Here is a 1,484-nt window from a genome sequence, read left to right as displayed (position 1 = left end):
GCCCGTGGGAGGCTGACGGTAGCGGGTGCCCTGGCGAGGTGGAGCTGGGGAGGGGCAGGTGGAGGAGCGGGGGTGGGCGTACCGGCGGAGGCAGCCGGAGGGGACGGTGCTGTACGAGGCGGTGAGGAAGAACCTTGCCACGCTGGCCCCAGGCGCCTCCGCCTCCCGCAGGACGCGGACCATCTGCTCCTCGGTAAACCTGCTCTTCCTCACGACCGACCTACCTCCTGGCCGCGAGGACTCTCTCACGCTTCAACTGGTCCAAAAATCGGGGGGCAGACCACAATCCGATGCACCAGAGATGCACCGCCAGCAGCGACAAGAAAGGCAACGGCCCCACCAGCGAGCCCGCCTGGGACAGGGAATGAGCGCCCCGCTCTCGGCAGCCATCAGTAGCCCTCCCCCCAGAAGGCTGCTGCGTCGCCCTCGTAGGCGGACTCCTGCTGCACGACCCACGGCTCCGTCACGACGCGATAGCCCCACAGGCCCAGGCCGCCCATGACGAGCGCTGGCAGCAACACGGCGACCGAGGCCCTGACCCAGCCCGAGCGGGACAGGCTCCGGTACGCCATGACACGCACCCCAGTTGCCCAGACCAGCGACACTGGCAGCGCGAAGAAAGGCAACAGGCCCACCAGGGAGACCCCTTGGGACATGACATGCCTGCGCAGTGTCATGCGGAACGAACCAGGGACTCCGGCCATTCTCAACAACACGTGCTCGACCCCTGACACCACGAGTGTCGCGACCGGCGATAGCACAGCCGCCACCCCCAGGATGATGAGAGGCAGGACAACGAGCAGACGGAAAGAGAAGGAGTCGAAGCTCCCATACGGGGAGCCGAGGACATTCAAGAGGCCGAGGAGAGTGTAGAGCCCGCCCAAGGGAAGATAGAGCACACAGAAGCAAAGCAGCGCGAAGAGCAGGGAACTGCCCACGCTCCCCTCCGGCTCCATCCTGCCGAACGTGGTGGCGGGGCGGAGCATCACTTCCTTGCACGTCAGGCGGAACGCCTTCCCCAGGCCCAGCTCCGCACGCCTGTCCCAAGGAAGCGACTGGACGCCCGTCGAGGACTCACGCGCTTCGCTCCTCGGGTCGTCACTCGCGACCGACGCCTGACCTGAGGGACCTGCGACTTCGGATACGGATACGTCAGCCATCTTCGGACCACCCTTTGGGAGCACGCTGTTCGAGCAGCGCGAACCCAACAGAGTGTCGCAAGCGCTCAAGCCCTCGGGACGATGCCGAGGCTCAGCGGTCGGGACAGGCCCGTGAGCGGCGGCCAGACGCGCGCTGACCGGTCAACACCCGCTATGCGTAACTGCGCGGCGAGCCCGAAGCTGCCGCTCCTGCCCCACGTACCTGGAGTTGCCCCCGTCAAATCGGACGGCTCAAGGTTGAGAGCTAGCAGTACGGAACTCGCGGGGTGACTTCATCTTGAGGCCCCGTCAGCGGCCCTCCTCGGCCCCTCTGCACCCTCCCTC

General features: G+C 66.7%; 2 protein-coding genes. Both read right to left on the bottom strand.

The genetic code is table 11. The features are described from left to right. Positions 1 to 213: hypothetical protein (locus F8M74_RS37620; protein ID WP_205604109.1), on the bottom strand; the 213-nt coding region annotated here is incomplete at its 3' end. 176 nt (positions 214 to 389) lie between these two features. Next, a complete protein-coding gene (locus F8M74_RS38745; protein ID WP_141259173.1) occupies positions 390 to 656 on the bottom strand; it encodes a hypothetical protein in 267 nt (88 codons plus the stop codon). Positions 657 to 1,484 lie beyond the last annotated feature (828 nt).

It is taken from the genome of Myxococcus sp. CA023 (assembly GCF_010998615.1).
Taxonomy (GTDB): Bacteria; Myxococcota; Myxococcia; order Myxococcales; family Myxococcaceae; genus Myxococcus.
This window is presented reverse-complemented; position numbering and strand designations above follow the sequence as displayed.